The organism is Trinickia sp. (assembly GCF_036503415.1).
In the GTDB taxonomy this organism is placed as follows: domain Bacteria; phylum Pseudomonadota; class Gammaproteobacteria; order Burkholderiales; family Burkholderiaceae; genus Trinickia.
Map to the genome: position 1 here is coordinate 1 of NZ_DASXWY010000120.1, position 4,032 is coordinate 4,032.

The window sequence follows — 4,032 nt, forward strand, 5'->3', positions numbered from 1 at the left end:
GCCGGCAATTTCGATATCGAGCGTCACCTCTCCATCGGGCCCGGAAGGATCGCCCGTGGGCGCGTTCGCGCCCGTGCCCACGGCCACGGAAATCACTTGCGGGTTCGGCCGCAGTCCCAATTCGTTGAAGTACTGCTCGAGATCGGACTTCTGGTAGCCGCCGCCCAGTTCGATGAGGCCGATACATTGACCGCGACCGTCGCTGCCGGACGGGAAATCGTAAATCTGCGCAAGTTGCAGCGGCGTGAAGCCCGTGGTATGCGGCGCTGCGCGGCGCGGCCCGATGGGGGGCACCGACATCCGGAAATGAGGGCGGGCCTGCGGACGATCGTCGAGACCGAGCACGGCCGTGACCACCCCGCTGAGTTCCCGCGGAATGCTCACGCTGCCGGTACGGCCGCGAAAGCCGCCCAGCTCCGGATGCTCGTAATGCGCGAGCTCCACTCCGAACGCTTGCTGAAAGCGCTCGACGGTGCCCTCGAGCGTGACGGCAGCCGCCGCGGCGTCGCGCTTTGCCACGCGCAGGCCGTATTCTTTTGCGAACGCCTCGACCTTCGCGAGATCGTCGTCCGCCGCGCCGAACCGGGTGGCGAACGCTTCCCGCGTCAACGGCTCCTGCGTTTCGCCGCGCGCAATCTTTTGTACCGTCTGCTCCAGCGCGTGCTCGTCGCGCCGGCGCAATGTGACCACCACCTGCAGCATCTGGCCCGGATCGCATGGACCGAGACGCGTGGAACCCTCAACCGGCTCGCGATGGCTACCGACGAGCTGCTCTCTTGCTGTTGTCATGAATTGACGCTCCTCAGGAAGGATTACGTCGAAGCTCCGACCGAACCGCCGTGGCGCAGTTCCTCTCCGTTTCGGTAGGTGACGCGCCGGTGGCCTGCGTTCGTCGCCATCCGGCGCCCAATCGTCGGACGAGTGCTCAAAGTGTAGTGCATGCCGTGCGGATGAGGCATCGCATATGCTCGCGCCAGGCCGAACGGGAGAGGGAATCGGGCGGTGCGCCGCGCCGGGCGCGCTCCGAGCAAAGATCATGCGGGCGGCATATGATGCGAAGCACCCATTTACACGAGGAACCGGGACATGTCTCTTTCCATGTATCAAGCGTCCGTGCCTGTATTCGTCCGGGGGCTGACGAACCTGCGCGCCATCCTGACCAAGGCGCGCGCCCATGCCGAATCGAAGAAGATCGACCCTGCCGTTTTGCTGGCGAGCCGCCTTTATCCCGACATGCATCCGCTCACCCGCCAAATCCAGATTGCGTCGGATGCCGCGAAGTTCTGCATCGCGCGTTTGGCGGCTGTCGAGCCGCCGAGTTTTCCCGATTCGGAAACGACGTTCGAGGAACTCGACGAGCGCATCGCCAAGACGATCGCCTATCTGGAGGATTTCGACGCCGCCAAGCTCGAAGGCAGCGATGAACGCATCGTCAAGTTGAACATGCGCGACGGCGTGCTCGAGTTCCCGGGGTTGAACTACCTGCTGCACTTCGCGCTGCCGAATTTCTTCTTTCACGTCACGACGGCGTACGACATTTTGCGGCACAACGGCGTGGAGATCGGCAAGTTCGATTACCTCGGCAAGCCCGGCCGCGTCTGAAGACCGCCGAGACAGCAAGACCCCTTGGAGCGAGGGGTTAAAGCATATCGTCTAATTCCGATATATGATTCGCCTCATGGTGATCCGGCTCTGTTGCCGGATCGCGATGGGGTGACCCGCTCGACATGAACATAGACATCGATGCCATTCACAAGGCGCTCGCCAATCCCGTGCGCCGCGAGATCCTGACCTGGCTCAAGGAACCGGAAGCGAATTTTCCGGACCAGGAGCTGTCGTTCGACCACGGCGTGTGCGCCGGACAGATCAACGTTCGTTGCGGCTTGTCGCAATCGAGCTGCTCGGCGCATCTCGCGACGCTACAAGGTGCGGGGCTCGTTACTGTGAAGCGCATTGGCCAGTGGTGCTTTTTCAAGCGCAACGAGCCAGTCATTCGAGCGTTTCTCGATGCGCTCGGCACGGATTTGTGAATCGGCGAAACCGAAGCCGATGCGTCGAGCCGCCCCCGACCTGCACGAAAGTATCCGACTCAACCAACTTGACAGGCACGCGGCCACAAGCCCCGCCAAAGAAGAGGACTCCAAGTCATGCCAACACTTTTCGATCCGCTCGTCGTCGGCGATCTGACACTGCCCAACCGCATCATCATGGCGCCGCTCACGCGTCAACGCGCGGGCGCCGCCCGCCTGCCGAACGCACTGATGGCTCAGTACTATGCAGAGCGCGCATCGGCCGGACTCATCCTCAGCGAAGCCACCTCCGTCACGCCGCAAGGTGTGGGCTATGCGGCCACGCCGGGCATCTGGTCCGACGAGCAGGTGGCCGGATGGAAACAGGTGACCGAAGCCGTGCACGAGGCCGGCGGGCGCATCTTCTTGCAGCTCTGGCATGTCGGGCGGGTCTCGCACCCCCTGTTCCTGAACGGCGAGTTGCCCGTCGCGCCGAGCGCGATCGCCCCCAATGGCCATGTCAGCCTCGTGCGGCCACAGCAACCCTATGTCACGCCGCGCGCGCTCGAGCTCGATGAAATCCGCGAAGTCGTTGCAGCGTTTCGCAAAGGCGCCGAAAACGCGAAAGCAGCGGGCTTCGACGGCGTCGAAGTCCATGGTGCGAACGGCTACTTGCTCGATCAGTTCCTGCAAGACGGCACGAACCACCGCACCGACGCTTACGGCGGCTCGCTCGAGAACCGCGCGCGTCTGCTGCTCGAAGTCGTCGACGAATGCATCGCCGTCTGGGGCGCCGGCCGCGTCGGCGTCCATCTCGCGCCGCGCGGTGACTCACACTCGATGAGCGACGCGAACCCTGCCGCGACGTTCGGCTACGTTGCGGACGAGCTGGGCAAGCGCGGCATCGCGTTCATCTGCGCGCGCGAATCGCTCGGCGAGAACCGGATCGGCCCGATGCTGAAGGAGGCTTTCGGCGGCGTGTACATTGCGAACGAGAAGTTCACGCAGGAATCGGCCCAGCACACGCTCGACGCGGGCGAAGCCGACGCCGTAGCCTGGGGACAGCTCTTCATCGCCAATCCGGATTTGCCCGAGCGCTTCAGGCTCGGCGCATCGCTGAACCAGCCGAACCCATCGACCTTCTACAGTGAAGGCTCTGCCGGCTACATCGACTACCCGTCGCTCGAAACGGCCTGATCGCGAGGGTTGCCGCCGCGGTGTGTGGCGGGGTGCGGTCAGCCCCGCGACACACCGGGCGAACTCGTCGGTCGCCTCTCCAGCTCCCCCCGCACCGACGCCTTGGCGCGCGCACCGCTTGCGATTGCCAAGCGGTTTGAGCATCATCGAGGTCTCGCCCTTTCGCCGCCCAATTCCAGTTAGCCGCCCCAACTGACGCAAAGGAATTGCCCATGACCTCCTCGACCCCAATCGTTTCGAAAGCCATCGTCACCGGCCACACGCGCGGCCTCGGCGCCGCGTTGTCCGAGACGCTGCTCGCGCGCGGCTTTGTCGTCCTCGGCGTTTCGCGAACGCGCCATACGTCCCTCGCGGCGCGTTTTCCCGATGCCGTCGAGGAAGCCGAAGTCGACCTGGCCGATACGGAAAACATCGAAGCATGGCTCGGCACGGGCGCGCTGCAACGCTTTTTGCGCGGCGCTGACCGGGTACTCCTCATCAACAACGCGGGCACGGCCGAGCCGATCGGCCCGCTCGACGCTCCCCATGCACGGGAAGTCGGGCGCTCGGTCGTGCTGAACGTCGCAGCACCGCTGATGCTGTCATGCGCATTCGCCGAGGCAAGCAAAGACGCCTCGGACCGGCGCATCGTGCACGTTTCGAGCGGCGCGGCGCGCAATGCCTATGCGGGCTGGAGCATCTACTGCGCGACGAAAGCGGCGCTCGATCACCATGCGCGAGCCGTGGCGCTCGGCAACGAGCGCGCGCTGCGCATCGCCACGATCGCGCCCGGTGTCGTCGATACGGAGATGCAGGCCGCACTGCGCGAAACGGATCAGGCCGCGTT

Annotated in this window: 5 protein-coding genes; 4 read left to right on the top strand and 1 reads right to left on the bottom strand. The window is 64.6% G+C overall.

What is annotated here, in order from left to right:
- Positions 1-789 (bottom strand): protease pro-enzyme activation domain-containing protein (locus tag VGL01_RS15300; RefSeq protein WP_331570727.1); only part of this gene is annotated, 789 nt, incomplete at its 3' end.
- 297 nt (positions 790-1,086) lie between these two features.
- Here VGL01_RS15300 and VGL01_RS15305 point away from each other — a divergent pair.
- The 4 genes from VGL01_RS15305 to VGL01_RS15320 all read left to right on the top strand — a co-directional run.
- The gene (locus VGL01_RS15305; RefSeq protein ID WP_331570729.1) at positions 1,087-1,602 is read left to right on the top strand and encodes a DUF1993 domain-containing protein; all 516 of its coding nucleotides are present in this window, start codon (positions 1,087-1,089) and stop codon (positions 1,600-1,602) included.
- 125 nt (positions 1,603-1,727) lie between these two features.
- A complete protein-coding gene (locus tag VGL01_RS15310) occupies positions 1,728-2,030 on the top strand; it encodes a helix-turn-helix transcriptional regulator (protein WP_331570731.1) in 303 nt (100 codons plus the stop codon).
- A 117-nt stretch (positions 2,031-2,147) separates the two neighbouring features.
- Positions 2,148-3,206 carry an alkene reductase gene (locus VGL01_RS15315; protein WP_331570733.1) on the top strand — a complete coding sequence of 353 codons (1,059 nt, stop codon included), beginning with the start codon at positions 2,148-2,150 and terminating at the stop codon, positions 3,204-3,206.
- Positions 3,207-3,418: 212 nt separating this feature from the next.
- A partial coding sequence (locus VGL01_RS15320) for an SDR family NAD(P)-dependent oxidoreductase (protein ID WP_331570735.1) occupies positions 3,419-4,032 on the top strand: 614 nt, incomplete at its 3' end.